The sequence below is a fragment of the Nocardioides sp. genome, from assembly GCF_031422975.1.
In the GTDB taxonomy this organism is placed as follows: Bacteria; Actinomycetota; Actinomycetes; order Propionibacteriales; family Nocardioidaceae; genus Nocardioides.
The window spans coordinates 1-1,884 of record NZ_JANPEO010000372.1; the positions used below are offsets into that span (position 1 = coordinate 1).

Sequence of the window (1,884 nt, forward strand, 5' to 3'; positions counted from 1 at the left end):
GAGCGGGTTCTTGGCGAGGTACTGCTGGTGCGCGTCCTCGGCGTAGAAGTAGGGCGCCTGAGACGCCGGACGGATCTCCGTGGTGATGTCGCCGAGTCGGCGGCGGACCAGCTCGTCGCCGTACACCTTCGTGAGCTCACGCGCCGTGGTCTCCTGCTCCGGCGAGGTGAAGTAGATCGCCGAGCGGTACTGCGTGCCGACGTCGTAGCCCTGGCGCATGCCCTGGGTCGGGTCGTGGATCTCGAAGAACTTCTTCTCGAGGTCCGCGAAGGACGTGACGGCGGGATCGAAGACGATGCGCACAGCCTCGGTGTGGCCGGTGCGGCCCGAGCAGACCTCGTCGTAGGTGGGGTGCGTGGTGTGGCCGCCGGCGTAGCCGACGGACGTCGACCAGACCCCCGGCACCTGCCAGTAGATCTCCTCCGCGCCCCAGAAGCAGCCGAGGCCGAAGATCGCGACCTCGAAACCGTCGGGGATCTCGTCCGACACGACGGGGGTCTTGAGGACGACGTGATCGCCGAGGGCCCAGGGCTGGGCCGCGCGCCCGGGCAGCGCTTCGTCCGCGGAGGGGAGGGTTGAGGGCTTGCCGAATCCGAACATGTCTCCATTGTCCGGGGTCGGACAAGGGCCGGGGAAGTCTCGCTCGTGCCCGGCCGTGCCGATCGCTACCGTGGGGCGCCAGATCGAATCCACGTCGATGGACGGAGCAACACGTTGAGCCACCGCGACCACCGGCTGCGCGACGACTTCACCGCGCAGTTCGGCGCCGTGCCGGACGCCGAAGCGCTCGCCCCCGGCCGGGTCAACCTGATCGGTGAGCACGTCGACTACAACGGCGGTCGCTGCCTGCCGATGGCGATCTCGCAGTCGACGTACGCCGCAGTCCGGCTGCGCTCCGACACGACCGTGACGATTCGCAGTCGCCAGCAGGCCGACGCCTGGACCGGCGACGTGACCCGGCTGGGACCCGGTGACGCGACCGGCTGGGTGGCGTACGCCGCAGGGGTGGTGTGGGCCATGCGCGAGCGTGGCCTCGACGTGCCCGGCCTCGACGTGCTCGTCGACGGACAGGTGCCGCTGGGCGCGGGACTGTCGAGTTCGGCCGCCCTCGAGTGCTCGGTCGCGTTGGCGCTCAACGCCGCCCTCGGCCGCCCGGACTCCCCGGACGTGCGACGCGCGCTGATCGAGGACTGCATCCGCGCCGAGCGTGACGTGGCCGGTGCCCCGACCGGTGGGATGGACCAGACCGTGTCCATGCTCGGCCGGGCCGGACACGCGCTCCTGCTCGACTGTGCGACGGGGAGGACCACCGACGTGCCGTGGCAGCCCGAGGCCGCTGGACTGGCCCTCCTCGTCATCGACACCCGCGCCGCCCACGCGCTGGCAGACGGGGGCTACGCCGATCGACGAGCGACCTGCGAGTCCGCTGCTGCCCTGCTCGGCGTGTCCTTCTTGGCCGAGGTGACCGACCCCGAGGCCGCGCTGACCCGGCTCGCCGGCGACCCCGTCCGCCAGCGCAGGGCCCGGCACGTGTTCACCGAGCTGCAGCGCGTCGATGCGGCCGTCACCGACCTCGCCGCCGCCGACTTCTCCGCGTTCGGTCGACTCCTCACCGCCTCGCACGCATCGCTTCGTGACGACTTCGAGGTGTCCTGCGCCGAGCTCGACGTGACGGTCGAGGCCTGCCTCGCCGCTGGCGCGCTGGGTGCCCGGATGACCGGCGGCGGCTTCGGTGGCTCGGCCATCGCGCTGCTTCGGGAGGCTGACGTGGACGATGCCGTCGCGGCGTGCACGGAGGCGTTCGATATCCGGGGCTGGCGGGCACCCCGGTGCCTGCCAGCGATCGCTGCCGGAGGCGCGCGCGTCCTGGGCTAGACAAATGAG

At 71.5% G+C, this 1,884-nt stretch carries 2 protein-coding genes; one reads left to right on the top strand and one right to left on the bottom strand.

From position 1 onward, the window contains the following. Window positions 1-600: peptide-methionine (S)-S-oxide reductase MsrA (gene msrA, locus RMO85_RS11240; protein WP_310528812.1), on the bottom strand; the 600-nt coding region annotated here is incomplete at its 3' end. A 114-nt stretch (window positions 601-714) separates the two neighbouring features. On the opposite strand from msrA, the gene galK reads away from it, so the two are divergent. Then, complete coding sequence (gene galK / locus RMO85_RS11245; RefSeq protein ID WP_310528813.1) at window positions 715-1,875, top strand: galactokinase; 1,161 nt, start codon at window positions 715-717, stop codon at window positions 1,873-1,875. Window positions 1,876-1,884: the final 9 nt, after the last annotated feature.